Origin of the sequence: Psychrobacillus sp. NPDC096389 (genome assembly GCF_044762855.1) — a bacterium.
GTDB lineage: Bacteria > Bacillota > Bacilli > Bacillales_A > Planococcaceae > Psychrobacillus.
Genome location: NZ_JBIWFB010000007.1, coordinates 21,511 through 47,848, shown reverse-complemented (window position 1 = coordinate 47,848; position 26,338 = coordinate 21,511). Strand labels below are relative to the sequence as shown.

The following is a 26,338-nucleotide window of genomic DNA, read 5'->3' as shown; positions in this document are numbered from 1 at the left end:
ATAGCAAAAAGAGATGACCACCCAAAAGTGATGGTCACCTCTTTTTTGTTTAAAAAATTCCTTTTTATTGCGATAATCCTAAAATTAACTTTATATATATATCGAAGAACAGCAAAGCCGCTTCTCTCATACACCATATGAAGGTAAAAAAGATTTCTCGTCCGCTCTAATGATAGCAGCCCCGGCTACTCATCGGATACGCCAAGTGCTTTGTTCCGTTCTTTAAACCTCTCGTTATGCGACGATACATAAGCCATTCTCGGTGCCTCTGGATCCATGTACCGTTTGGCGCTGTTAAGCGCTAAGGCCGCATCCGTGAATGCTCCTGCAATGAGGTTGAGCTTGCTTTCGTAATTGGCGAAGTCGCCAGCCCCGAAGATACCCGGCAAGTTCGTCTCTAGTCTCGGGCTGACGAATATGTTCCAGTCATCCATATCCAGTCCCCAATCCTTGATACCTGTAAAATCGGACTTCAGCCCGTGGTTAACGATAACCTCGTCTATTTCTAGCTCGCGCGAGTCCCCTGATTCGATATGGGTAATCTTCACCCGTTCAATCGTCTTTCCGTTGCTGCTGTATAACTGCGTGACTTCATATGGCGTAAGCACATCTGCGGAAGACTCCTTCATTCGAACAATGTTTTTCTCATGTCCGCCGAAGTGGTCGCGCCTATGCACGACTGTGACCTGAGCAGCGATGGAATCCAGCTCGTTCGCCCAATCGACAGCGGAGTTTCCTCCACCCGAAATAAGTACTCGTTTCCCCCTAAAAGGCTCCAGTTCCTGCACCGTATAGTGCAGATTGGACACTTCATAGCGCTCAGCCCCTTCTAGCTCCAGCTTCGCCATTCGCAGAATACCGCGACCGATAGCCAGAATGACCGTACGTGTCCAGTGCTTTTCCCCCGTTGCAGCCTCCAGAATGTACGTCGAATCTGCTTGTTTCTCCAATCCGATAATGTGCTGACGGAATACAATTGTCGGGTCGAATGTTTTTGCCTGCTCCGACAATTGGTCAATTAACTTCACGCATAGGATTGGAGCAACTCCTCCAACATCCCAAATCATTTTCTCGGGATAAATAAGCATCCGCCCACCCAGCTCGTCTTTCGCTTCTATTAGCTTCGTCTTTAAATCACGCATTCCACTATAAAAAGCAGTATACATTCCCGCAGGACCACCGCCGATAATCGTCACATCGTATAATTCAAGCTGCTCAGTCAATTCGATGTCCTCCTCTAGCCGGCTCATATAACACTCAGGCTATGATAATCATTATCAACATAATTGTAGCTTCAGCAACGTGACAATAACAATGGACAAAATCGACGGTTACTTTATACAAAATGGAGGAGGCAGACCTTTCAGTCCCAAGCAAAACCAAATCAAGCTAACGATCGCAGTATATCATCGATTTTTTTGCCGTTGGATATAATTCCGTTATTCATCCAAGTTAGAAAATCAACTTCGTAAACGCGGTTATTTCGTACAGCAGGCAGATCACGCCACTCTGGCTGCTCCAACAGCTCCCTCTCCTTTCCTTCTACTTGGCTATGCCACTTATCGAAAGTAATGAACAGATGATCCGCGGTTAACGTACGCAGGTCCTCTACAGAGAGATTGAACATGCCCGGCCTATTCGCTTTTGAAGCTACACCTACTGCAGAATGAGAGCGCAAACCAACATCGCCATAGAGGACAGCTGAAACAAAGCCTTGCCCTTCTTCCGTATATTGGATAATGTGGTCCGCCGAGATACGCAAAAAAGCGACCGTTTCACCTTTCATAACTTGACTCAGCCTATGACTCGCGCTCCGTGCTTTGAAATCATAGTTTGCGATAGCATTGTCGGCCAACTCAGTTCGACCGAAATAATCGGCGACAGTTCGCAGCAGCGTACGCCAATTATTTGTCTGCTCACGCAAGATGCACGTGTTGGATATGCGTCGGCACAGAGAATATTGCTGTGGCTCGTAACGATCCATAAGCAATATCAAATCGGGCTTATAACCGGAAAGTGCGTCAAAGTTGCCGTCGTTCTCGTCGAACGTCGGAATATGGTTTAAGCCTAGATAGTCTTGTTTTCCCCATTTCGCATGCCAATACTGGGCGATAGGCTGCATATCCAGTGCAACTATGAAATCTTCCAAATACGGCGCTACTACTCTAAGCTGTCCCTTGCGGCCACGACGGTAATGTCCGGGCGATATGCCTACCGTCTGCTTGAAACGACGATTGAAATAATACTCATTGTTGAAACCTGTATTCAGTGCAATATCGAGCAACTTATCATCGGCACTTGCCAGCCACTTCTTGGCTTGATTAATCCGTACTTCATTCAAGTACTGGAGCGGTACCTGACCTGTAGCCTCTTTGAACAGACGGGTATACTTCCAGCGATCAATACCTGCTAGGGAGGCCAGCTCCTCTACTGTCAGAAGCTCACGGTAATACTGATGAATATGCCGTATACTAAGCTCTACCCCATGCTTTTCCATATCCGTTCCCTTATCCTCGGTTACAGGTGCATTCTGGCGGAATAGAAAAAGCAGCAGCTCTTGAAATCTCACAAATCGTTGGAACAGCTCGAGTTGGTCGCTCGCCTCGCGGAGCCCATATAACTCATCTAGCAACTCCACTGTCTTGGCAAAGGGTGCACAGGCAAGCTCTTGCTTATCCGGCAGCAAACTTGAAGCTGCAGTGTCGCTCGTTGTGAAGCACACTCGGTAATAGCTGCAATTCATAAGCTCTTGATTAATAGATAAAGATCTTCCAGGCCCTTGCAAATAGCATTTTCCTTGTCCCGTCCCACTCATTATAATGAGTAGTTCAAAATTTTCCTTATCGTTTCTATCGTAGCCGTCCAAAGCACTCATTTCTGCTTGCTCGCCTGCGATGATTAAGCGAATCGATTGCAGCACATATTGGACTAAAGGAGCAGTCCCAGCTTGTTTGCACTGTTCAATATTCATCATTACTATCAACTGCCTTTCAATTGATATTCATTCTCAATGAATATAGTGTAAATCAAAACGAGCCACCCATCAACCTTCGTTGAAAAGCGGCTCTTTCCCAATTATGGCGATGAGTTCCGCCACTGAACTTAATCTCTCTTATTTCCTACTAAGAAGCTAGCAATCGAAGTAAATCATCCATCTTCAACCCGTTGGCCGTAATTGCTCCCGTCTGCCAATATGATCTTTCTACGGGATATACATGGCCGTTCTTAAATGCAGGAACTGTCTGCCATAACGGATCTGCCTTCATTTCCTCAAGTGCTTTTGCGTTGCTCTCTTCCTCCCACGTCCCGTTGGATGGAAGCAAAATAATATGGTCCGCGTCAAGCTCCGGAACGACCTCCTTCGACAAGACGATATTGCCCTCCGTCATCGCCTCGGCGAACCCCGGCGCCTTCAGCCCAAGATCCTCATACAAGATTTGTCCGACAAACGTGTTATGAATGCCAAAAATATTAATGGATTTGTCTACGACGTTCATCCGCAGAACAACAAGCTTCTCATCGCCAATCGCTTCGTTCAGCTTCGCCTTCACATCGACAATACGGGCATCGTAATCAGCAAGAACCTGCTCCGCCTTGTCGCTGAGCCCAAGCAATTCAGCCATTAAGGTCAGTGTTTTACGCGAATCCGCAAGTACGTCGTCCGGCAAGCGGAACGTCGGTGCAACCTTGGAATAGAGCTCATATTGTTCTGCATCGACTTCTCCGGCACCGATGATCAAGTCCGGCTCAGACACAAGCAAGGCTTCGACACTGCCAGTCACGTCGAACAACGGCACTTCCAGATTCAAATAATCCTGCTTGCCCCACATCGGGTTATAATATTGCACAACAGGCGTTACCCCAAGCGCAACCAAATAATCTTCACGATAAAGAGCTGAGACCCGCTTCGGATTTGTTGGAATCTCTACCTCTCCGAAGGCATCGGTTACGACATGCGTTTCCGTCTGAGACAGAGCTTCGCTTGTTGCTTCCGTTGCCTGAGCAGGCTGATTAGTAGTCACCGTGCCCACAGTTTGATCGCCTGTCGAGTTACAACCTGTCACCGTAATCATTGCTGCCGTTATAAGGGATATCCATCCTGTTTTTATAAATCCTGATCTTGCCATGACTAAATTCACTCCCATAAGTTCTATGTTTTGTAGCAAAACAATTCATTTATTAATAATGATAATCATTATCATTTTGCCTGAGTAGATTGTACCCCAAATCGGATTCCATGTTCAATACACATTCTCTACGACCGACTTTATACAAACTCGTCACTTCCTTACTGACAAAAAGCAATAAAAACATTCTTAATCCTCGACAGTGTTACAGACCATGATGAAAATTTTCATAGTCTTTTTTAATTTTTCTAAAGCATCCAATACTCGTAATAAACCAAGCTAGAAGCTATTCTTGAGCTGTGTACTGGGCTTGATGTCCACCAAGAAACGGTCTAAATGAGATATATTCTGATGGGTAAAATGGTTTTGTATTTTTCCCTAATCTTTTATATACAACACCGTTTGAAGTGGCTACAATTTCTGGAGTCTTTTCAATTATGATTTTTAGAATACTTTTATCATCAAATCTTATTACAACAATATCAGTAAAAGGCTTAGAGATAATCTTGTCCTAAATGCTTTCAACAATATTCTGCTCGGACATCCGGCTATCTCACCATTATCTTCTACTCCAACTAAGATGATACACCAGCAGTATTGGCTGGTTTACCCCCACATCACTAGAGCAAACCTTCAGTGCAATAAGAAATTTATACTTCCTTGTCAAAAAAACAAGGTATTAGATAAAAATATCTAATACCTCTCCTCTGATTGAACAATTACACTGCTTTTGAAATTGTTCATTTAGAATAACTGTTAATAATGGTTGGACTACTAATGAAACGCACGATAAATAAAATGATATTATTCTTCGAGCCTCCAGAACTTGAGATTCTTTCAAAAAACAAAAGATTGTCCCTACTTATGATAAGGTTCACCCTTCATTATCCTAAAAGCACGATAAATCTGCTCCACCAAAACCAATTTCATCAACTGATGGGGTAAGGTCATTTTACTAAAGGACAACTTTTCGTCCGAACGTTTCATTACATCCTCATGCAAGCCAAGGGATCCGCCAATGACAAAGGCTATTTTGCTGCGTCCATAGGTCATTAACGACTCTAAGTCACTGGCAAGCTGCTCCGATGACTTCATCTTCCCTTCAATCGCCAGTGCAATGACATAAGTTTCTGTTCCAATTTTTGAAAGAATCCGGTCTCCTTCTTTTTTCTTCACAATTTCCATATCAGCATCACTTAGATTTTCAGGTGCTTTTTCATCAGGTACTTCTACTAAATCAATTTTTGCATAGCTACCTAATCGTTTTGTGTATTCTTCTATCCCCATTTTTAAATATTTCTCTTTTAATTTTCCAACCGAGATAATTTGTATATTCACAGGTTATCCACCTTTACATTTTGTTTACAAACAAGTTATCAACAACACTTATGCACATATCCACAATCCAATTCTATATATTGTGTCCTATTCCTCATTTTCTACAACATATACTGCAGCGACATCACAGTATGTGCATATTGTGGATAACTTTTCTTCTCTCTTTAATTTTTCTAGCAAAGGAAACGTTTTTTGTTCCGCAACGAACATGTCTAAAGCTTGATTTATATGGGTTTCACAGCTGAATATTCTCAATTTTTAACTTCCTTTCGTTTTCCGAATAATTTAATTAGTTATACACAAATCGACCATTCTTATCCACAGTCTATTTTATCAAAAGAAAAACGAGTAGGAAAGAACAGCTTTTCTTTTCCTACTCGTTGTGTAAATCTTTTATTTACAATACGTAGTTATCCACATGTTTATAATGTATCCGTTTCTTTTAATGCTATCGTCAATTCTACTAATTCACCTTGACGGTATACTTTTACTTTCAATTCATCGCCAATTTCTTTTTCATTGTATAAATGTTTTCTTAACTCAATAGTGTTTTCAATTTTTTGTCCGTCCATTTCTACAATAACGTCATACGGTTTCATCCCTGCTAAAGCAGCTGGTGTATTTTCGATAACTTGATCTACTACTACTCCTGTTGTTACTTCAGCTGGTAATTTTAACGTATCACGCTGATGGACTGCAGGTACATTTGTTACATCTACCAAAGTGATTCCCATAGATGGACGATTTACTTTTCCGTTTGCCTCTAAATCTTCGATGATTGGAATTGCTGAGTTAACTGGTATTGCAAGTCCCATTCCTTCTACCGTAGATTCGGAAATTTTCATGGAATTTATCCCTACTAATTGTCCTGCCAGATTGATCAATGCTCCACCACTGTTCCCTGGGTTAATGGCTGCGTCTGTTTGTAAAACTTCTGCCTGCCAGTCTTCAATTCCATCACCGTTTATATCGGTAGGTACAGCACGGTCTTTACCAGATACAACACCAGTTGTAACAGAGCCATAGAAGTCTAGTCCTAACGGATTACCAATGGCAATAACAGATTCCCCTTGCTTTAAGGCATCTGAATCTCCAAATTCGATAACTGTATCTACACCTTTATCGTCAATTTCTAAAACGGCTAAGTCTGTCCATACATCACTTCCAACTAATTTAGCTTCCACTTTTGCTCCATCTGCTAATGTTACTTCTACTGCCTTTGCACCTTCGATAACATGATGATTTGTAATGACATATGCTTTTCCATTTTCTTTTTTATAAATAACGCCCGAACCTGTCCCAGCTTCTTGCTCCGATTGGGATTGACTCCAAAAATTCGTGACTGATTGGATATTGGAAACACCTACAACTGCGCCCGAAGCCTTTTCCACTGCGCTTGTTACGTCAGTTGTTATATCGACAGAAAGTTGCTGTGTTTTGGCCGTAGTATTAGTTACGTTAGCTGTATTGTCGGCTGGTAAATTTGTAACGACAGAAGGTATTAAAAACCATACAAGTAAAGCCCCAACTAGTACACCTGCTAATCCACTGAAAAAATAGCCTGATACACCTCGCTTTTTTTCTTTCTTTGGTGCTCTTTTTTCAACTAACGTCTCTTCTATTTTTGGTTCTTCTTGTGGTCCGTATGGATTATTTGGTTCCATCTTTCATCTTCCTTTCATTTTATATAACAGTTTGTACATTTACTTTACCCAACTCACATTAAAATAAGATGAAAATTCATTTAAAGATAAATAAAAAAAGTTCCAAAGTTTTCACTTTGGAACTTTTACTATTTAAACGGTTACTAATTCAGTTGGAATGTTTGCATCTGTATCATGAAGATGCACATATTCTCCCGTAACAATACCGCAAGATTTTAATGTTTGTGCAACGCTCATTCGTGCAAGATCTTTCATATTATTATCTTTACTTAAATGAGATAAATAAATATGCGTGTTTTTAATATCTACCACTTCACTCATCGCAACCGCTGCATCTTCGTTCGAAACATGTCCTACATCACTTAGGATTCTTCTTTTTATTGACCAAGGATATCGTCCCATTTGAAGCATACTCACATCGTGGTTACTTTCAAAAACAAACGAATCTGCTCCTTTAATATGCCCTTTCATCCGGTCGCTAACGTACCCTGTGTCAGTTATTAAGACAAGTTTACGACCATTTTCATGAAAAATATAAAACATTGGATCTACTGCATCATGGGATACGGCAAAGGACTGGATATCCATCGTTCCAAACGTTTTAACTGTCTCCATATCAAATTGGAAGCGTTGTTCAACCGGCACTTTACCAATAAGGGGATCCATTGCTAGCCACGTTTTTTCGTTTGCATAGATTGGGATGCCATGCTTTCTTGCAACGACGCCTAGTCCCTTTATATGATCACTATGCTCATGCGTTATAAAAATGCCAGATAGCTTTTTAATATCTTTACCTATTTCACTAAAAAGCTGCTCCATTTTCTTTCCACTTAAGCCTACGTCTACTAAAAAAGAATGCTCCTCATTTTCCACATAAATAGCATTCCCACTGCTCCCACTTGCTAAAACACTAAACTTCATTGTTAAAACTCCTTACTTTACTTCTGGTTGTTCCGTCTTTTTAGGAATTTCACTAATTCTTCCTTCTACTGCATTGACAAAATACTCTTCCATCGTCCCATCTGAAAGTTCCACTGGTACATACCAAGTTGGTGCAAATACTTGCGTTTCTGTTAGTGTGGCTAATGTGGAATATCCAAGGCGGATATCTTTTACAGTGGAATCTGTTTTTAATAATGAACTGGAGTATAAAACCCGGATTACTAACATTGGCGACACTAACTTTTTCGATTCATCGTAGTCTTCTAGATTGTCTAATATGGTTTGTTCGTATCGAGTAATTTCTTTTTCATCATTCCAATAGACAATTACTTGGGCATTTTTGTTATGGTAAACGAGTCGATCATTTACTTTTTGAAAAAATGTTGCAGATTGTTCCTCTTCATCTATTTTCCATAATCCGTATGAATCACCACGGATAATATTTTCTTTGACTAACTTTTCTATAGAATTTTCTGTCGTTACGGGAAGCGACTCTTTAAATGTTCCTATTAATTGTATTCCATCCTTTACTTCTAACGTCTGGTTCGGTAATTCATTTATTTCTTCCGCACTAAAAAGATGTACATTCCCAGAAACGTATGATGCCTCTTGGATATATGATTCGGTTTTTGGAACTTTAATATTATCCGATTGTAGTCTCTCCTCTATAGGTGTATCCATTGGCTCTTCTACATTCAGCGCCTCATTATACCTATTTAAGTAAAGAGAAAACAAAAATACATTTAAAATAGAAAATACGATAATAAATATCGTTTTTGTTTTATTCCAATCCAAATTTGCCACCCCCTAATAGCTCTGGAGTAACTCGAGTCCATGAACCATTCACTAAATAATACCACGAGGGCTCTAAATTCAGAACCTTTGGCTGATCGTCCTGAGACAAGTTGTATCCAATTGCAATATCATCTATGGACGACACTTTTTTGTCAGAAAGGGAGTGGATTAAGTCATATATATCTTGTCCAGATTGCAACTGAACCTCTCTTTTTTTCGCAGGTTTAGAAACATTTAGAGTATAATACGGTCGAATATAGCGATATACACGATTTGTACCCCAATATTGCGTAATATCGGTTGCTGTATCTTTGCTGAAAACTGGCATTCCAAGAAAATAAAACTGGTAACTTACTTGTTTTGTGGAAGTATTAATACGGCTATATCGATAATCATTTGTCCATCCATTGTGCTCATTGACAAAGTTTAAACTTTGTTGAATGAGCTCGTCCGCTTTACCAACATGGTCACTTTCCGATGCCGGGTGCACATAACTTAGTCTTTTAAATAAAAAGTCAACGTTCATGAGTGCACTATCATCTGTATACTCCTGACCGCTTACTCCTAATGGATTACTTCGAACAAGGCTAGGAGTCGTAAATAATGCATTTTTGAATTTCTCCGGTGCAATATCTTCTATAATATACGAATAGCTCGACATAATTCTAGGACTTGCGGTAACGTAAAGTGAAAGTCGATTTACTCTTTCTATTTCATTATACTCCGGTAAATCTCTCGTTTGTTTTTTTAAGCTTTTGACAAAGTTTTCTCGATTAGCATTGCTGATGTTAGCCATATAAACTTTTTGCGTTGTCGTACTAATGAAGTATAGATTCATTGTTTCACTAGGGACTTGGCTCCATGCAACAATTAACCGATCGAAAGAAGCGTTAGGCAAACTATAATCAGAAAAGTTTAATATACTGTCATATATTTTAAATGGAACTTCCGCTGGAAAAAAGAATGTCATTCGATTCGGTGCTTTTGTATACTCATTTATCTGCTGATCACTTGCTTGATTGTTCACAAGCTGTACCGCATGTATTTCCCAACTTTTCATCGAATTTAAGATATCATCGATCATTTGAGTATCTTCGGAACCATTTAATGAATCTTCTTGACTAAACAGTAATCGATTAGGTTTCACTACATCTTCCATTCGCTTTTTTTCTGCAATCGCAATATCTACTACTGGTGTATCATTCAAATTATAGGAAGGTGAATAGGTCCAAATCGTAAAAGTTAAAGTTAAACTAAGTAGAATGAGTAAGAGTAAAATAACTGATTTTACTTGTTCAATATACTTCAATCCCACTCACCTTCCTCATCTATTTCTACTTTTAATGTGAAAAATATAGTCGTACCTTGTCCCTCTTCACTTTCCGCCCAAATGCTACCACCATGTGCTTCTATCATTTCCCGGGCAATAGCCAACCCCAGACCCGTTCCACCCATTGACCTTGCTCTTGCACGATCAACTCGATAAAAACGATCAAAAATTCGATTAACATTTTCAGGAGGTATCCCCATACCTTCATCTGAAATCATCACAGTTAATATATCTTCCTCCACAGCAACTCCAAATCGGATGTTTCCTCCATCCGGTGAGTATTTCATGGCATTGGATATAATATTATCTATTACTTGTGTCAATTTGTCCGTGTCAATATCTACGTAATATGCTTTATCAGACAGCATTCGATGAAAAGTGACATGTTGAGATTTAGAAAGTTCAAATCGATCTATTATTCGATTGAAAAATTGATTAAAGTTTACAATTTCTCGATTCAAATCATAGTCCCTACTATCCATTTTTGATAATTGCAGCAAATCATTTACTAGACGGATCATACGATGTGTTTCAGTTTGTGTCACTTGCAAAAACGTGGGTGCGATTTCATCGTCTTTCCATGCTCCTTCTGCAAGTGCCTCTAAATAACTGCTCATCGTCGTTAATGGGGTCCGCAGCTCATGTGAAACATTTGCAACAAATTCTCTTCGTTCCATATCTATTTTTTCTTGCTCCGTGTTATCATGAAGAACTGCAATTAACCCGTTCACAAAACCTGTTTCTTTTTGAATGACTGAAAAGTTCGTACGCAATATGAAGGGTCGCTCTTGTGTACTTAAATCTAAATTCATCGATTCCTTTAAATGGATTAAATCTTCAAATGAATAAGCAGAATCAATACTAAGAACAGATATAATCGGACGATTTATAACCATTTCTCTCGGTATACGTAAAAGTCTGATAGCCGGATCATTAATAAGGATAACTCGCCCTTTACGATCTGTTGCAATAACACCATCCGTCATATTAGCAAGAACCGATGCAAGTTTTCTTCGCTCTGCCTCTGTCGTCGATTGTGCTTCTTGTAAGCGATTCGTTAAATGGTTAAAAGCGATAGCCAGTTGACCAATCTCATCGTTGCCGTATACACGTACTTTTCGAGAAAAATTACCTTTCGCCATGGCTTGCGCTTGTTTTCTCATATCAGATATTGGCCTAGTAATGGTTTGCGCAATTAATATTCCAAGAACAATCGTGATTGCGAGCGCTACGGCAGTACCTCCAGCAAGAATTTGGTTTATCTCATTCATCTGGCCAAATACATTCTCAATATTTGACTCGATATATAAAGACCCAATTACTTCTCCCTGATAAATGATGGGCGTTGCTAATATCCAAATTCGATCACGCGTTTGTTTATCTAGCGAAATCTTGTCTTGTTCATTTGCAGCAGTTATGGACAACCTCACTAATTCATCCATCGATCTTTGTCCAACGATCGATTGATTGTTTATATCTGAAGTAGCTAAAATTTGATATCTTGCATCAATTACACGTACTTCTTTAATATCGTATGAATTTAAATCATGCAAAATCGAACGTAGGCTTTGCTCTTTAGTTAAGTCTTCTTCATTTCTAACTTTAATGATTTCTTCTCGAGCACTAAACTCTAGTAGACTTACACGGTCTAATATGGATTCCTGAAAATTTTCTCTTAATGTTTTTTCTAACTCTCGAACAAAATACAAACCAATAATTTGCATTGCAATAATTATTAGTAATATATAGATAAAAACAATCTTTATATGAATTGATTTAAAATAACCAACCTTTTGCATTTGCTTACTCCTGTTCAGGATTTCGTAAATAGTAACCGACGCCTCTTCTAGTTACAATCCATGTAGGATGACTAGGATTATCCTCAATCTTCTCACGCAGACGACGAATCGTTACGTCTACTGTTCGAACATCTCCAAAATAATCATATCCCCATACTGTTTGTAATAAATGTTCACGGGTCATCACTTGTCCAATATGTTTAGCTAAATAATGTAATAACTCAAATTCACGATGTGTCAGCTCAATGGTGACATCTCGTTTTAACGCTAAATATGCATCTGGTTGTATCGTTAATGGTCCTATCACTATATCATTTGTCGTAGCTTCTACTTCGCCATGTGTCGTTTGATGTCTTCGCATATTTGCCTTTACTCTTGCTATTAACTCTCTTGTGCTAAATGGTTTAGTTACATAGTCATCTGCCCCTAACTCCAAACCAAGCACTTTATCGATTTCTGAGTCTTTTGCAGTTAACATGATGATAGGGAAATCATATTTTTTTCTTACTTCTCGACAAACTTCCATACCGTCTCTATTTGGCAGCATAATATCTAATAGCATTAAATCCGGTTGTACCTCTTCTACCTTTTTCAATGCTTCATCGCCATCATAGGCACAAAACACTTGATAACCTTCTTTTTTTAGATTAAATTGCAGTATATCTGCAATCGGCTTTTCATCGTCTACTACTAATATTTTTTTACTCATATATAGTACCCCTTTCATTCTTTTCTCTATATTTTGTAGAAATTACTTTTTTCTTAATGTATTTACTCTATCATGCTTTTACACTCTTCGCACCCTTAAAGGAATTAGCTGGTAATGATAGGTATATAGTCGACATTTGTCGAATTATTTCCCAGGAAATCATGACTTTATCCAACAAAAAGCGAAATGAAGTTAAAAGTTCTAGTGTGGGTGCACATAATAGGAATAATGCGTCTTAGAAAGGTCAATAAGGAGGTCACCAAGCAAACATTGACGAGCCGCTACGCGCTAACGCTCTTGCAGGGTCTCATACCGTCAAGCAAAATTCCAAAGAATGGCTAAGGGCAATTAAAAAGCTATTGAAGGCAACTAATTTTAGTACGAAAGCAATTAAAATCAGTATGAGAGCAACTAAATTGCCGATGAAAGCAACTGATTGCTTACAAGAACAAGTTTACTTGGATTGAGACGAAGATGACTTAGGCAATTATAGGAATAATATACCCAAAAGCTCGCCTAGCCGGTACCCGCTCAACGAGTTTGTCGCGTTCGCAGTCTATATTGTCCCATTCAGCCATTTATTGTTAATTTCGAACACCTATAATTCAATGTTATTTCATTGATTTTCGCTACAGGGCGATGAAGGCTCGTCACTAAGACGCAGTATCCCTATACTACGCTCGGTTTTTAAAAATGACTTAACTTACTTACATTTCATGCAAATAGTTATCTACATGTATAGAATTTTATAGTTTCTTAAGCGGCAAAAAAGAAAATACGCCAATAAGAATTTCATTATAAAAAAGAGACAGCCAAACTAGTGACCGTCTCTCCCTTTTTTTAGTTTAACACAGATAATGGATTAATCGTTACACCATTTTTCTTCACTTCGAAATGCAAATGTGTGCCTGTTGAACGGCCTGTGCTTCCCATTATACCTAATTTAGAACCTTGAGGTACAACATCCCCTACACTTACACTTATAGAAGAAAGATGAGCATATGTCGTTTTATAACCGTTTTGATGATTTACAATTATCCGGTTACCGTATGTTCCATCCCATCCAGCTGCTTCAACCACACCATTATCCGAAGCTTTTATCGTATAACCACTAGGACGTGCAATATCTATTCCCTCATGCTGACGTCCCCAACGATAACCCATTTTGCTAGAAATATATCCACCTTCAGCCGGCCAAGCAAATTGACCAGAACCACGAGAAGGAATCACTTTTGTACCTTTTAAAACAATATGATCCTTAGGTTCTACGAGGATAGTCTCTTCAATTACGGATTGACCTACTTCTACGCCATTTTCTTTACGTACTAAATAAGTAGCTATTTTCTTTCCATCTGAGCCTTCTTGTTTTACTTTTGTATCGCCTTTATACATTTCATCTGTTTCTTCTACTTTTTTCGTATGTTGGATAACTTCTTCTGCTTGTTTTTCATATTGAACTTCTACATTAATAAGCGGTTTTAAGACAGTTACATTTAGCTCCTGGTCTATTTGCAATAATGTAGATTCTGTTATTCCAGGATTTATAGCCATTAGTTCAGCAGAAGATAAATTATGTTTACTAGCTATTGTTCCTAATACGTCCCCTGCAGCTACTTTATAAGTTTCTTGTTCTAAGGTTCCTTCTAATAATAGCTTTACTGCATCATCTGGTGAAACAATCTGATCTGGACTGATGTCCACTGTGACACCTGATACTTTTTCTTTTAAGATTAAATCTTTAATACGTGTTTCATTTTCTTTCAATTGGGGTAAAGCTTCAGTAGAATCTTTTCGTGCTTCCAGTGCTTGTAACTCTTCTTCCGAAACAAAATGTAACTTTAGTTTATGTACAGCTTCTTGGTATGCATCTAAGTCTTTGACGTAGACTGCCATCTCGTCATTGACGGATAATGCAAATGCTTTTGCCTTTACTTCTATTAACTCATCTAACTTTTTGAGTGTTGCTTCATCATTTGTAGAAGCTGTAAAAACTGATTCTGGTACAATTGACAAGTTAGAGCCTGCACTTAAAGAGAGATTTTTGTACTGGGAGTGCGAATCTTGTACTTTTTGATCCATCATCTTTTCCATCTCAGTTTGATCAGATAGTGCCCCTACATATTGCCCATTAGAATATATATGATAAATTTCTTTCAACGTATGACTGTCTTCTTCATTTGCAAATGCGATATTAAAGGATAAACTGGAAATGAGCAAAATTGCTACGGTTGCTTTTTTCACTATACTTGACTTTCTGTTTGTCAGAACAGTTTGTTGAATTTCCTGTTCCTTAATCTTTCTTTTCAAAAACATGGTAAAGCCCCTTCCAAACTATTTCAAAACAATCTACTCTTTTTTCACACTACTTTAATTTAACATATTTGAAATAAGGAAGTGAACTAATTGCGCCAGTTGTAAAGAAACTGTAGTATTGGTTCCAATATATTCTATTAGCTTACTAAAAAAGGGAAATATATAATCAGTTTTTCTGTGTTTTCGATTCTTTTGTCTTGTTTTTTGCTAAAATAATTATATTTTCTACAAGAGATCACTGGTTTCGTTGTTATATTTGTCATATTAGAAGATTCAAATGACTAGTTTCTCATAATTTTTGAAGGAAACGACAAAAAGCTGTCAAAAAGTGTTCACTTTTTGACAGCTTTTATGACTGATGCACTTAATTTACTATCTCCAAACGCTTGAGATAATGTTCGTTTGTGTACGATCTGGACCTACTGAAAAGATCGATATTTGTACACCCGTTAGTTGTGCAATTCTTTCTAAGTAATGACGGGCATTCGCTGGTAGTTCATCAAGGGTTTTGCATTTGGTAATATCTTCGTTCCAACCTGGTAACTCTTCATATACCGGTTCACATTCTGCAAGCATACGAAGATTTGCAGGATATTCCGTGATGAATTCATCTTTGTATTTATAAGCAGTACATATTTTTACAGTATCTAAACCAGTTAAAACATCAATGGAGTTGACTGTTAAATCTGTTAAGCCACTTACACGTGCCGCATGTCTGATAACTACAGTATCGAACCAACCAATTCGACGTGGTCTTCCAGTTGTTGTCCCATACTCTTTCCCAACTTCACGAATCTGATTACCAACTTCATCAAATAGCTCTGTAGGAAACGGTCCATCTCCTACACGAGAAGTGTAGGCTTTACATACTCCTACAACATGAGATATTTTAGTCGGTCCAACACCTGCACCAATTGTTACTCCACCCGCTACAGGATTAGAAGAAGTAACAAATGGATATGTTCCTTGGTCAATATCCAACATGACTCCTTGAGCACCTTCAAAAAGCACACGACGACCTTCGTCTAATGCGTCGTTTAGCACTTTTGAAGTATCTGTTACGTATTTCTCTATTTGTTTTCCATAGCTATAAAATTCTTCTAAAATCTCCTCAACAGTAAATCCATTTGTTTCATAAAACTTCTCGAACATTCTATTCTTTTCAGCTAAATTAAGTTCTAACTTTTCTTTAAATACTTCATAATCGAGAAGATCTGCGATACGTATACCGATACGTGCTGCTTTGTCCATATAGGCTGGTCCAATCCCTTTGCCTGTAGTACCGATTTTATTTGCCCCTCTACGTGCTTCTTCTACTTCATCTTGTTTAATGTGATATGGAAGAATGACATGTGCACGGTTAGAAATACGTAAATTATCCGTTTGAACACCTCTTTCATGAAGTCCCTTAAGTTCTTTTACTAAAGCTCTTGGGTCGACCACCATACCGTTTCCTATGACAGAGATTTTGTCTTTGTAAAAAATACCGGAAGGAATGAGATGAAGCTTGTACGTCTCTCCTCCAAAAATAATTGTATGTCCTGCGTTATTTCCACCTTGGTACCGTGCGATTACTTCCGAGTTTTCAGAGAGAAAGTCCGTGATTTTTCCTTTTCCTTCGTCTCCCCATTGTGTTCCAACAACTACTACTGATGGCATTGCCGACACCTCCGTCAGACATTCAAATGTCCTGAATAAAATCAGTGTAATTGTACCAAGCAACTAATTCCACGTCAACTAATTACATTAAAAAACACGAACATATTAATGGTAGGTACATTAATACGTTCGTGTTTGGGTTATGCTGGTGGAGCTTGATGTTGACTCCAATCTATATTAACAAATTTGTTAAATTCCTTCACAAAAGCAAGCGTAACTGTTCCAGTCGGACCGTTACGTTGTTTTGCAATAATAATTTCAATCATATTTTGATTTTCTGTTTCTTTGTCGTAGTAATCTTCACGGTATAAGAAAGCTACAATATCCGCATCTTGCTCAATCGAACCTGATTCACGTAAATCGGACATCATTGGTCGCTTATCTTGTCGTTGTTCCACTCCACGAGATAGCTGTGATAGGGCAATAACCGGTACTTTTAACTCACGGGCTAATCCTTTGAGAGAACGAGAAATTTCGGAAACCTCTTGTTGACGGTTCGCTTGACTTCCGCCACTTCCTTGAATAAGTTGTAAGTAATCAATTAAAATCATTCCAAGACCAGATTCTTGTTTTAAACGACGGCATTTAGCACGTATTTCATTCACTCGAATACCTGGCGTATCATCGATATAAATACCCGCATTTGATAAGCTTCCCATAGCCATTGTAAGCTTACGCCAATCTTCCGTTGTAAGACTTCCTGTACGAAGAACTTGTGCATCTATATTTCCCTCTGCACAGAGTATACGCATTACTAATTGTTCTGCACCCATCTCCAAACTAAAAATAGCAACGTTCTCATCCGTTTTTGTAGCTACATTTTGTGCTACATTCAGTGCAAATGCTGTTTTCCCTACCGAAGGACGTGCAGCGACAATGATTAAGTCATTTCGTTGGAAACCGGCTGTAATACGATCCAAATCACGAAACCCTGTAGGTATTCCAGTAACCTCACCTTTTTGTGAATGAAGCTTTTCGATGTTGTCGTATGTTTCTACTAAGACATCTTTAATATGTTTAAAGTCACCAGCGTTTTTCCGGTTAGCAACTTCCATCATTTTTCTTTCGGCTTCTGATAATAGAGCTTCTACTTCGTCTTCTCTAGTGAATCCATCTTCTACGATTGTTGTAGCCACACGAATAAGTCGACGTAAAATAGACTTTTCCTCTACTATCTTTGCATAGTGACCGATATTTGCAGCGGTAGGGACGCTATTTGCAATCTCACTAATGTACGAGATACCCCCAACGTCTTCCAACTCTTTTTTAGCTGAAAGTTCCTCGGTGACAGTAACCACATCTATTGCTTTCCCTTGATCACTTAACCGTAGCATCGTTTGAAATATCTTTTGATGCGCGACCCGGTAAAAATCTTCGGGCATTACAATTTCTGCAGCAGTTATTAATGCTTGTGGTTCTAAAAATATTGCTCCGATGACAGATTGTTCAGCTTCTTGGTTATGCGGTGGTACACGGTCCAACAATGGATCGCTCATTCATCTCTCTCCTTACGCTTCTTCCGTAACATGTACTTTTAATGTTGCTACTACTTCATGATGTAGTTTTACAGGAACATTTGTATATCCTAATGCACGAATAGCATCTTCTAATTCCATTTTGCGTTTATCCAGTTTAATACTATGAGACTTTTCTAATTGGGCAGCAATTTGTTTTGTTGTTACAGAACCAAATAAACGACCATCGCTTCCTGATTTTGCTTTCAATTCAACCGTAAGTTGCTCTAATTTTTCTTTTAATTTTTTTGCTTCTGCTAGTTCTTCCGCAGCTTCTTTTTCTGATTTTTTCTTTTGACCTTCTAGTGCACTAATTGCAGCTGCATTTGCTTCCACTGCAAGTTTATTTTTCAATAAAAAGTTATGTGCATAGCCATCTGCTACATTTTTTATTTCGCCTTTTTTTCCTTTACCTTTAACATCTTTTAAGAATACAACTTTCATTCTGTAGTTCCTCCTTTGATTGTTTCCGTTATAGCTTCTTTTAATAATGTGATTGCTTCTTCAATTGTGATATCTTCTAATTGGCATGCTGCATTTGTTAAATGCCCTCCGCCGTTTAGTCTCTCCATGATTAACTGTACATTTACTTCACCAAGTGATCTTGCACTTATGCCTATTTTAGCATCACTTTTACGTCCAACAACGAATGAAGCAGTAATATTGTTCATCGTTAATAAAATATCGGCAGTTTGGGCTAGTAACACCTGACTATAGGAAATATTATCTGGACCATGCGCAATGGCAATGCCTTCTCCGAAAAATTCAACTGTTTGTACGATTTTCGAACGCTCAATATACGTATCAATATCTTCTTTCAGTAAACGTTGTACAAGTACCGTATCTGCCCCATTAGTACGAAGATAAGAAGCTGCTTCAAATGTTCTGGCCCCTGTACGAAGTGTAAAGCTTTTCGTATCTACAATTATTCCGGCAAGCATAGATGTAGCTTCTAAACTTGTGATTTTTTGGTGCTTTGGTTGATATTCGATTAATTCTGTAACAAGCTCAGAAGTAGACGATGCGTAAGGTTCCATATAAACAAGCATCGTGTTGGATATAAATTCTTCTCCTCTGCGATGATGATCGATAACGACGATTTTTTCTGCTTTTTGAAGTAGCTTCTCATCAATAACAAGACTCGGTTTATGTGTATCGACTACAACTAGCAATGTTTTATCCGTCATTTTATTCATCGCATCATCAGGACTTATAAAACGATCATATAGTTCTGGCTTTTCTTTTATTTCATCCATTAATCGCGTAACGCTGTTGTCTAGCTCATTAAAATCAATTACGACATAGCCTTCTATTTTATTCATTTCAGCCATTTTTCTCACTCCGACAGCAGATCCAATGGCATCCATATCCGGCATACGGTGCCCCATAACAAACACTTGATCACTATCTTGGATTAAATCTCGAAGGGCATGTGATATAACTCGAGCCCTAACACGCGTCCTCTTTTCTACTGGATTTGTCTTACCACCGTAAAACTTCACCTTTCCACTCGGATGTTTGATCGCGACTTGATCTCCACCGCGCCCTAATACTAAATCTAGACTGGACTGTGCTAATTCACCTAGCTCTACAAGGGAAATTGACCCTGCTCCAACGCCAACACTCAACGTTAATGAGAATCCGAACTTAGAAGTAGTTTCTCGAATATCGTCTAAAATGGAGAACTTATTTTTCTCTAACTCCACTAAAATTGATTCGTTAAATACGGCTAAAAAACGATCCGATGAAATTCTTTTAACGAAAATCCCGTAGTTGGCACCCCAGTCATTCACACATGAAGTGACAATACTATTTAACTGCCCTCTAGTTTGGTCATCCATTCCTTGTGCTATTTCATCATAGTTATCAATAAATAACACACCAATAACAGTACGATCCCCATAATATAAAGATTCCATCTCAACTTGTTCTGTAATGTCAAAGAAGTACAATAGCTTTTCTTCTGCTTTATACAACACTTTATAGTTATTTTCATCAAAGGAGATAACCATTTCTTTTAAATCTTCTTGTTTTAAAAGCTGTTTAAAATCGGTTGATATAGAAAATAACTCTTCACCTATGATTGTGTCGAATGGTAGCTTTTGTACCATGTATGGATTTGCCCATTCAATGACATATTGATCATTTATCAATAAAATACCAATAGGCATTTCTAATAATGCCTCTTCCCCTACTTTCTTCATCCGATAAGAGAGGGTTTCTATATGTCTTTCTGTCTCTTCATATACACGCTGTTCGATAATCCATGCATATATAGAAACTCCAATTACTAATAGAGCAAATAATAATCCAACTAATAAATTGTTAGACAACAATAAATAAGATGCTACCCCACCGAGCAACATAAACAACACGAGTGGATATCGAATTGGCCGTTTCCTAAAAAAAGATGCCACTTGATCAGCTCCTCATTTTTTGTACCTGTCTTTTAAAAATGCTCTCAAATTAAATCCTAAATCTAATACACCTAATATAATAGTAAAAGTAAAGAGCGGAATCGCAAGAATTGTTGCGAAAATAGCAGACCATTTTGGCCATCCTTGCACATAAAAATAATAGTGAATAAGCGAAATGCCTTGCAAAAACAAAAGCACTCTTAAAATAAGCAACGCATTCACAAATAGTAAGTAACCAAAAGTTCCAACTTCAAATGTCACAAACAAAGTGAAAATGGATACAATTAAATAATACCATAACACCACTTTCGGTAGTCTAAAATCCATGAACTTTGAAAATTTCGGAACCTCTAGTTTTAATTTCTTCAATACCGAAAAGTTAATAACTACGTAAACTAAAGCAGTTATGAACATGGCCCCAATAAAATAAGAAGGCAGAGTCGATCTGAAAAGTAATAAAGCCTGTGAAACACGCTCATCATAATCTTCTGGCAGTTGTCCGACGGAAGACATAATACTTCCTGCTTGTTTGTAGGATATTTCAAGGCCTTCTAAAAGGTTCTCTATTACGTTCATATTTAATACTAAAATAGATACTATGTATTGCAATGCTGCCATAATTAATAAGAAAATTCCAGTGCTCATTAGTATATGAAGCTTTGACTTTTGCTGCTGAATTGAATGCCCTATTATTAACCCTATAGGGGCAGCTATTAGTCCTGCTAACAATCCAATAATCCCACCGATTAGATAAGAAATTACTATGGATAAAACAGTTACAAGTATAGCTTGTCTTCGATCAAATTTAGCACTGTACCAAGCGATAGGTAATGGAACTATAAACACAGTTATTACACTTATTATCGGAATATAAATAGATATTGCTAAAAGAATAGCAAATAGTGCAATCATCATAGACCCATAAGTTAAATAGTTTGACTGATTTTTTTGCATGTAGTACCTTCCTTTATCCTAGTCATCTATTCATTGTAACAGATTTACTACATCAACTAAAACTCCATACTCTTCCGACTATCCTTTTTCAAATGGAGCAATCAAAAATAACCTTTTAAAGGATATTTTTTATACTATAGAGATAGTGTGTCTTAGTGAACGCTGTGATTTTCGCTGCAGGACGGACGCTTTCCATGGGATGAGTGAATGGGCCTTCACCGCTACTTAGGCGTAAGTTGTGAAGACTCATCTTACTCAAATAGAGGAATAAAGGAATATTATTCCTATAATATATCTAAATCATGGTCGTCTCATTCCAAGTAAACTTGCTATTGCAAGAAATTAGTTGCTCTCATCTGCAATTTAGTTGCTTTCATACTGAAATTAGTTGCTTTCAATAGCTATTTAATTGCCCTTAGCCATTCTTTGGAACTTTCCACGAAGATGTGAGACCCTGCAAGATCGTTAGCGACGTAGCATTATCCCTATTTAACATACAAATTACTATATCCTATATTCCTAAAAAATTATCCAACTGTCTAAAGCTATCCAGATTCTTAAGCAACAAAAAAGGACCGGTTTCCCGGTCCTTTGATTTATAAACTTATCTCTCTTCAGAAGAGAATGGAAGTAAAGCCATGATACGAGATACTTTAATAGCTCGTGTTAATTTACGTTGGTACTTCGCGCTTGTTCCTGTCACACGACGTGGAAGAATTTTCCCACGCTCTGACACGAATTTTTTCAACAAATCTACATCTTTGTAATCGATGTGTGTAATGTTGTTAGCTGTGAAGTAACAAACTTTACGGCGTCTTTTGCCTCCGCGACGTGGTGCCATAATAGATTGCCTCCTTTTCGATTAAAGTCACATGCGTGAAGTCCTTTTAGAATGGTAGATCGTCATCCGATACTTCGATTGGTCCACTACTATTTGCAAAAGGATCTTCATCTACACGTGTATAATTTTGCTGATTCATTGGTTGGTTTTGCTGATATGTCGGATATGGATTTTGCTGTTGTTGCTGTTGTCCGCCACCATACGGTTGTCCCGATTGGCCACGATCTCCAGAACTACTACGTGGTTCTAGGAACTGAACGCTGTCTGCGACAACATCCGTCGTATAAACACGTTTTCCATCTTGTCCTTCATAACTGCCTGTTTGAATACGCCCTTCGACACCTGCTAAACTTCCTTTTTTCAAAAAGTTAGCTGTATTTTCCGCTTGTTTTCTCCAAACGACACAGTTGATAAAATCAGCTTCTCTTTCACCTTGTTGGTTTGAAAATGTTCGATTGACAGCTAGTGTAAATCTTGCCATTGCCACTCCACTTGGTGTATAGCGAAGTTCCGGATCTTTTGTTAGTCTTCCAACTAAAACGACACGGTTAATCATCAGTGTACAACCTCCCTCATTCAGCTTTTGTTAAGTCGATTTTATTATTTATCGTCGATACGAACAGCAATGTGACGGATAATGTCCTCATTGATGTTAGCTAAACGAATGTATTCATCGATTGCTTTTGAATCAGCGTTTGCTTTAACGATTTGGTAGAAACCTTCACGTAAGTCATTGATTTCGTAAGCTAAGCGGCGTTTACCCCAGTCTTTTGCTTCGATGATTTCAGCACCGTTTGAAGTTAGGATTTCATTGAAACGCTCAACTAAAGCTTTTTTCGCATCTTCTTCGATTGCTGGTTGAATAATGTACATTAATTCGTACGTTCTCATCTATTTACACCTCCCTATGGTCTTTGGTCGATTGATGAACAATCGACAAGGAGCAAGTAATTCTATTACTCACATCAATGAATTGTACCATAATTATTTTATTATTTCAAGTTCATTGTCATAGTTTTTGCTATTCATGTATATTTACATTAATGGAGGGATTGTTCATGGAAAACCAAGAAGATTATTTATCCGTAATTGAAATTGATTTGAAAAAAGTCACTTGGTCTAGCTTCATTATGACCATTTTACTTTCACTACTTGGAATCTTTTTTTATATTTGGTTATATGGTGGCTTTGAAGTAATATTCTCACTCATGGATCTTCTATTATTTTTTATTGGATATGCACTATTAATTGTTTTACATGAAGCTTTTCATTTAATCGGTTTTTATTTGTTCGGGAAAGTCCCTTGGAGTAGCATGGACTATGGCGTTAATCTCAAAATGGGTATTGCCTATGCAACAACGAATATTCCATTACCTAATCGTGCGATGAAAAAAGCATTACTGCTACCTTTTTGGACGACTGGCGTTCTTCCTATGTTAATAGGATTTATTATTCAATCACCTATGCTAGTCCTATTAGGCGCCTGGTTAATTGCTGGTGCAGCTGGAGACTTTGCCATGTATAAAGAGCTAAAAAGATATCCTAACGATGTGTTAATTAAAGATGATCCTGTAAAACCTAAACTGTATGTATTAAAAAAAGATTAGCGAGAAAGTTCGCTAATCTTTTATATTAAACATTAAAACGGAACAACATTACGTCGCCATCTTGTACTACATATTCTTTTCCTTCTAAACGAACTTTTCCTGCTTCTTTAGCAGCTGCCATAGATCCATTTTCAACTAAATCATCGTATGAAACTGTTTCTGCACGAATAAACCCTTTTTCAAAGTCTGTGTGAATAACTCCCGCACATTGTGGTGCCTTCATCCCTTTACGGAATGTCCATGCACGTACTTCTTGTACACCAGCTGTGAAATATGTAGCAAGTCCAAGTAAAGAGTAAGAAGCTTTAATAAGCTGATCTAATCCAGATTCTTCAATTCCTAATTCTTCTAGGAACATTTGCTTTTCTTCGTCTTCTAATGCTGCCATTTCTTCTTCAATCTTTGCACAAACGACAATTACTTGTGCTCCCTCTTCCGCAGCAAATGCGCGTACTTTTTGCACGTATTCATTTTCTTCATCTGCCATAATATCATCTTCTGATACATTCGCAACGTAAAGCATTGGTTTAATTGTTAATAAATGAAGTCCTTTTACTACTCGAAGCTCCTCTTCCGAAAAGTCAACCGAACGTCCTGGTTTACCAGCTTCAAAAGCCTCTTTTAAACGTGTAAGGATTGGCTCTTCTACCATTGCATCCTTATCTTTTTGTTTTGCCATTTTGGCAACACGAGCTAAACGTTTATCAACGCTTTCTAAATCCGCTAAAATTAACTCCAAATTAATAACTTCTATGTCGGAGATCGGGTCCACTTTACCAGAAACATGTGTAATATTTTCATCGTTAAAGCAACGGACTACTTGGCAAATTGCATCTACTTCACGGATATGGGCTAAGAACTTGTTACCAAGACCTTCCCCTTTACTAGCTCCTTCTACAATTCCCGCAATATCTGTAAACTCGAATGCCGTTGGAACAGTTTTCTTTGGTGTTACTAGTTCTGTTAACTTATCTAAACGTGCATCTGGAACTTCAACAATCCCTACGTTTGGATCAATTGTAGCAAACGGGTAGTTAGCTGCAAGTGCCCCCGCTTTCGTTATTGCATTAAACAGTGTGGATTTTCCTACGTTCGGTAATCCTACGATTCCTGCCGTCAATGCCATATATGTCACAACCCTTCTCTATATTAACCTACATTTTTTTATTTATAACCTGTTCATTATATTGATTTTGATACTAAAAGTCTATCTTTACTCGGCATCTGCTTGTTTTAAAAGTCGCTTCATCTTTTTTTCAAATTCTTTTCGTGGAATGAGTACACTATGTTGACATCCTTCACATTTAATTCGGATGTCTGCTCCCATACGAATGATTTTCCATGCATTCGTTCCACATGGATGTTGTTTTTTCATCTCTACAATATCATTTAGTTGAAACTGCTTACTTTCCATTTTTATCACCTACTTTTACTTTATTCAATAATTGTTACTTAATCAGGAAATTTGAATACCTTTTTGTTCAAGAAATTCTTTTAAATCTCTCCGTATTTTTCTAGCAATTTCAGCTTGTTTTGTCGGTATTGTCTCAGCGGTAATCCGAACAACAATCTCGGTCGCACTAAAACTTTGTACTCCTAGGAAACGTGGAACTTTAACAAGCTCTTCATATTTACTAGGTAGATATTTCAAAAATGCTTGTATACTGTCCTCTAAAGCTGGGAGATCTGTTTCAGGTGCTACACTCACATCTATCAAAGCTAATGAATTATAAATGGAGTAATTAACAACGTTTGTAATAGCTCCATTTGGAATAATATGAAGCTCCCCTGTATAGCTTTTCACTTTCGTAGTACGTAAGCCGATTTCCTGCACAGTTCCATTAGCTGAACCAATTTGGACTTGATCTCCAACTGCGAATTGATCTTCAAATATAATAAAAAACCCTGTAATTACATCTTTCACTAAGCTTTGTGCACCGAAACCAACTGCAAGACCAACAATACCTGCTCCTGCAATTAGTCCCACTACCTTTATACCAAAAGTACTTAATATAGCTATAATTGCGGTGAAATATACAACATTAACTAAAATATTTTGAAGGAGTTTCTCTAATGTATTTTGTCTACGTTCTGAATACCCTAAAGGACTCTTTTCTCTGACTGCAAACAACTTTTGGATAATTCGTTTGCCAATTCTTACCACAATTGCCGTTAGTATTAAAATAACAATTATTTTTAAACTAATAATTCCAAGTTGTATCCAAGTATCCTCGTTAAATAAATATTTTTGCACTTTCTCAATAGTTTTCTTAATAATTTCCTCCATAAAGTTGTTTGTCACCTCTAATTGAATAAATATTTTTCTAAA

The 26,338-nt window shown here is 37.9% G+C and carries 24 protein-coding genes; 1 reads left to right on the top strand and 23 read right to left on the bottom strand.

Going from position 1 to position 26,338, the window contains the following annotated elements; all coding sequences use genetic code 11:
* Positions 1 to 185: 185 nt before the first annotated feature.
* From ACIQ38_RS16410 to rpsF, 20 genes are all read right to left on the bottom strand, one after another.
* Positions 186 to 1,223 (bottom strand): NAD(P)/FAD-dependent oxidoreductase, encoded by a 1,038-nt coding sequence (locus ACIQ38_RS16410; RefSeq protein ID WP_402825345.1) that lies wholly within the window; start codon positions 1,221 to 1,223, stop codon positions 186 to 188.
* A 161-nt stretch (positions 1,224 to 1,384) separates the two neighbouring features.
* On the bottom strand, positions 1,385 to 2,974 hold the full coding sequence (locus ACIQ38_RS16405; RefSeq protein WP_402825342.1) for a helix-turn-helix domain-containing protein: 1,590 nt from the start codon (positions 2,972 to 2,974) through the stop codon (positions 1,385 to 1,387).
* A 148-nt stretch (positions 2,975 to 3,122) separates the two neighbouring features.
* The gene (locus tag ACIQ38_RS16400; RefSeq protein WP_402825339.1) at positions 3,123 to 4,127 is read right to left on the bottom strand and encodes an ABC transporter substrate-binding protein; all 1,005 of its coding nucleotides are present in this window, start codon (positions 4,125 to 4,127) and stop codon (positions 3,123 to 3,125) included.
* Positions 4,128 to 4,985: 858 nt separating this feature from the next.
* Positions 4,986 to 5,465 (bottom strand): 23S rRNA (pseudouridine(1915)-N(3))-methyltransferase RlmH, encoded by a 480-nt coding sequence (rlmH, locus tag ACIQ38_RS16395; RefSeq protein WP_402825336.1) that lies wholly within the window; start codon positions 5,463 to 5,465, stop codon positions 4,986 to 4,988.
* An 87-nt stretch (positions 5,466 to 5,552) separates the two neighbouring features.
* Positions 5,553 to 5,720: a CxxH/CxxC protein gene (locus tag ACIQ38_RS16390; RefSeq protein WP_402825333.1), complete on the bottom strand. Its 168-nt coding sequence runs from the start codon at positions 5,718 to 5,720 to the stop codon at positions 5,553 to 5,555.
* 167 nt (positions 5,721 to 5,887) lie between these two features.
* Positions 5,888 to 7,129 carry a S1C family serine protease gene (locus ACIQ38_RS16385; RefSeq protein WP_402825330.1) on the bottom strand — a complete coding sequence of 414 codons (1,242 nt, stop codon included), beginning with the start codon at positions 7,127 to 7,129 and terminating at the stop codon, positions 5,888 to 5,890.
* A gap of 132 nt (positions 7,130 to 7,261) precedes the next feature.
* A complete protein-coding gene (locus ACIQ38_RS16380; RefSeq protein ID WP_402825327.1) occupies positions 7,262 to 8,050 on the bottom strand; it encodes an MBL fold metallo-hydrolase in 789 nt (262 codons plus the stop codon).
* Positions 8,051 to 8,062: 12 nt separating this feature from the next.
* Positions 8,063 to 8,875 (bottom strand): two-component system regulatory protein YycI, encoded by an 813-nt coding sequence (locus ACIQ38_RS16375; protein WP_402825325.1) that lies wholly within the window; start codon positions 8,873 to 8,875, stop codon positions 8,063 to 8,065.
* Positions 8,853 to 10,181, bottom strand: coding sequence for a YycH family regulatory protein (locus ACIQ38_RS16370; RefSeq protein ID WP_402825322.1), 1,329 nt, complete (start codon positions 10,179 to 10,181; stop codon positions 8,853 to 8,855). Before ACIQ38_RS16370 ends, ACIQ38_RS16375 begins: the two co-directional genes overlap by 23 nt.
* A complete protein-coding gene (walK, locus tag ACIQ38_RS16365; RefSeq protein WP_402825319.1) occupies positions 10,172 to 11,995 on the bottom strand; it encodes a cell wall metabolism sensor histidine kinase WalK in 1,824 nt (607 codons plus the stop codon). The genes ACIQ38_RS16370 and walK overlap by 10 nt, the downstream gene beginning before the upstream one ends.
* Before the next feature lie 4 nt (positions 11,996 to 11,999).
* Positions 12,000 to 12,704: a response regulator YycF gene (gene yycF / locus ACIQ38_RS16360; protein WP_402825316.1), complete on the bottom strand. Its 705-nt coding sequence runs from the start codon at positions 12,702 to 12,704 to the stop codon at positions 12,000 to 12,002.
* 840 nt (positions 12,705 to 13,544) lie between these two features.
* Positions 13,545 to 15,017, bottom strand: a complete 1,473-nt coding sequence (locus tag ACIQ38_RS16355) for a peptidoglycan DD-metalloendopeptidase family protein (RefSeq protein ID WP_402825313.1) — start codon at positions 15,015 to 15,017, stop codon at positions 13,545 to 13,547.
* 372 nt (positions 15,018 to 15,389) lie between these two features.
* Complete coding sequence (locus ACIQ38_RS16350) at positions 15,390 to 16,676, bottom strand: adenylosuccinate synthase (RefSeq protein WP_402825310.1); 1,287 nt, start codon at positions 16,674 to 16,676, stop codon at positions 15,390 to 15,392.
* Positions 16,677 to 16,816: 140 nt separating this feature from the next.
* Positions 16,817 to 18,172, bottom strand: a complete 1,356-nt coding sequence (dnaB, locus tag ACIQ38_RS16345; RefSeq protein WP_402825307.1) for a replicative DNA helicase — start codon at positions 18,170 to 18,172, stop codon at positions 16,817 to 16,819.
* A 12-nt stretch (positions 18,173 to 18,184) separates the two neighbouring features.
* On the bottom strand, positions 18,185 to 18,634 hold the full coding sequence (rplI, locus tag ACIQ38_RS16340; protein ID WP_402825304.1) for a 50S ribosomal protein L9: 450 nt from the start codon (positions 18,632 to 18,634) through the stop codon (positions 18,185 to 18,187).
* Positions 18,631 to 20,607: a DHH family phosphoesterase gene (locus ACIQ38_RS16335; RefSeq protein WP_402825301.1), complete on the bottom strand. Its 1,977-nt coding sequence runs from the start codon at positions 20,605 to 20,607 to the stop codon at positions 18,631 to 18,633. The genes rplI and ACIQ38_RS16335 overlap by 4 nt, the downstream gene beginning before the upstream one ends.
* Positions 20,608 to 20,619: 12 nt before the next feature.
* Positions 20,620 to 21,561, bottom strand: coding sequence for a YybS family protein (locus ACIQ38_RS16330; protein ID WP_402825298.1), 942 nt, complete (start codon positions 21,559 to 21,561; stop codon positions 20,620 to 20,622).
* Positions 21,562 to 22,165: 604 nt separating this feature from the next.
* Entirely contained in the window at positions 22,166 to 22,402 is a 237-nt protein-coding gene (gene rpsR / locus ACIQ38_RS16325; RefSeq protein WP_142540806.1) for a 30S ribosomal protein S18, read from the bottom strand.
* 46 nt (positions 22,403 to 22,448) lie between these two features.
* Positions 22,449 to 22,958, bottom strand: coding sequence for a single-stranded DNA-binding protein (gene ssb / locus ACIQ38_RS16320; protein ID WP_402825293.1), 510 nt, complete (start codon positions 22,956 to 22,958; stop codon positions 22,449 to 22,451).
* Between the two features lie 44 nt (positions 22,959 to 23,002).
* Positions 23,003 to 23,293, bottom strand: coding sequence for a 30S ribosomal protein S6 (gene rpsF, locus ACIQ38_RS16315; RefSeq protein ID WP_402825290.1), 291 nt, complete (start codon positions 23,291 to 23,293; stop codon positions 23,003 to 23,005).
* 167 nt (positions 23,294 to 23,460) lie between these two features.
* Between rpsF and ACIQ38_RS16310 the strand changes: the two genes are divergently transcribed.
* Positions 23,461 to 24,009: a DUF3267 domain-containing protein gene (locus ACIQ38_RS16310; protein WP_402825287.1), complete on the top strand. Its 549-nt coding sequence runs from the start codon at positions 23,461 to 23,463 to the stop codon at positions 24,007 to 24,009.
* 25 nt (positions 24,010 to 24,034) lie between these two features.
* Here ACIQ38_RS16310 and ychF read toward each other — a convergent pair whose 3' ends face one another.
* The 3 genes from ychF to ACIQ38_RS16295 form a co-directional block, all read right to left on the bottom strand.
* Complete coding sequence (gene ychF, locus ACIQ38_RS16305) at positions 24,035 to 25,135, bottom strand: redox-regulated ATPase YchF (protein ID WP_402825284.1); 1,101 nt, start codon at positions 25,133 to 25,135, stop codon at positions 24,035 to 24,037.
* 87 nt (positions 25,136 to 25,222) lie between these two features.
* Positions 25,223 to 25,423 (bottom strand): DUF951 domain-containing protein, encoded by a 201-nt coding sequence (locus ACIQ38_RS16300; protein ID WP_402825281.1) that lies wholly within the window; start codon positions 25,421 to 25,423, stop codon positions 25,223 to 25,225.
* Positions 25,424 to 25,465: 42 nt separating this feature from the next.
* Complete coding sequence (locus ACIQ38_RS16295; RefSeq protein ID WP_402825278.1) at positions 25,466 to 26,296, bottom strand: mechanosensitive ion channel family protein; 831 nt, start codon at positions 26,294 to 26,296, stop codon at positions 25,466 to 25,468.
* Between the last annotated feature and the right edge of the window lie 42 nt (positions 26,297 to 26,338).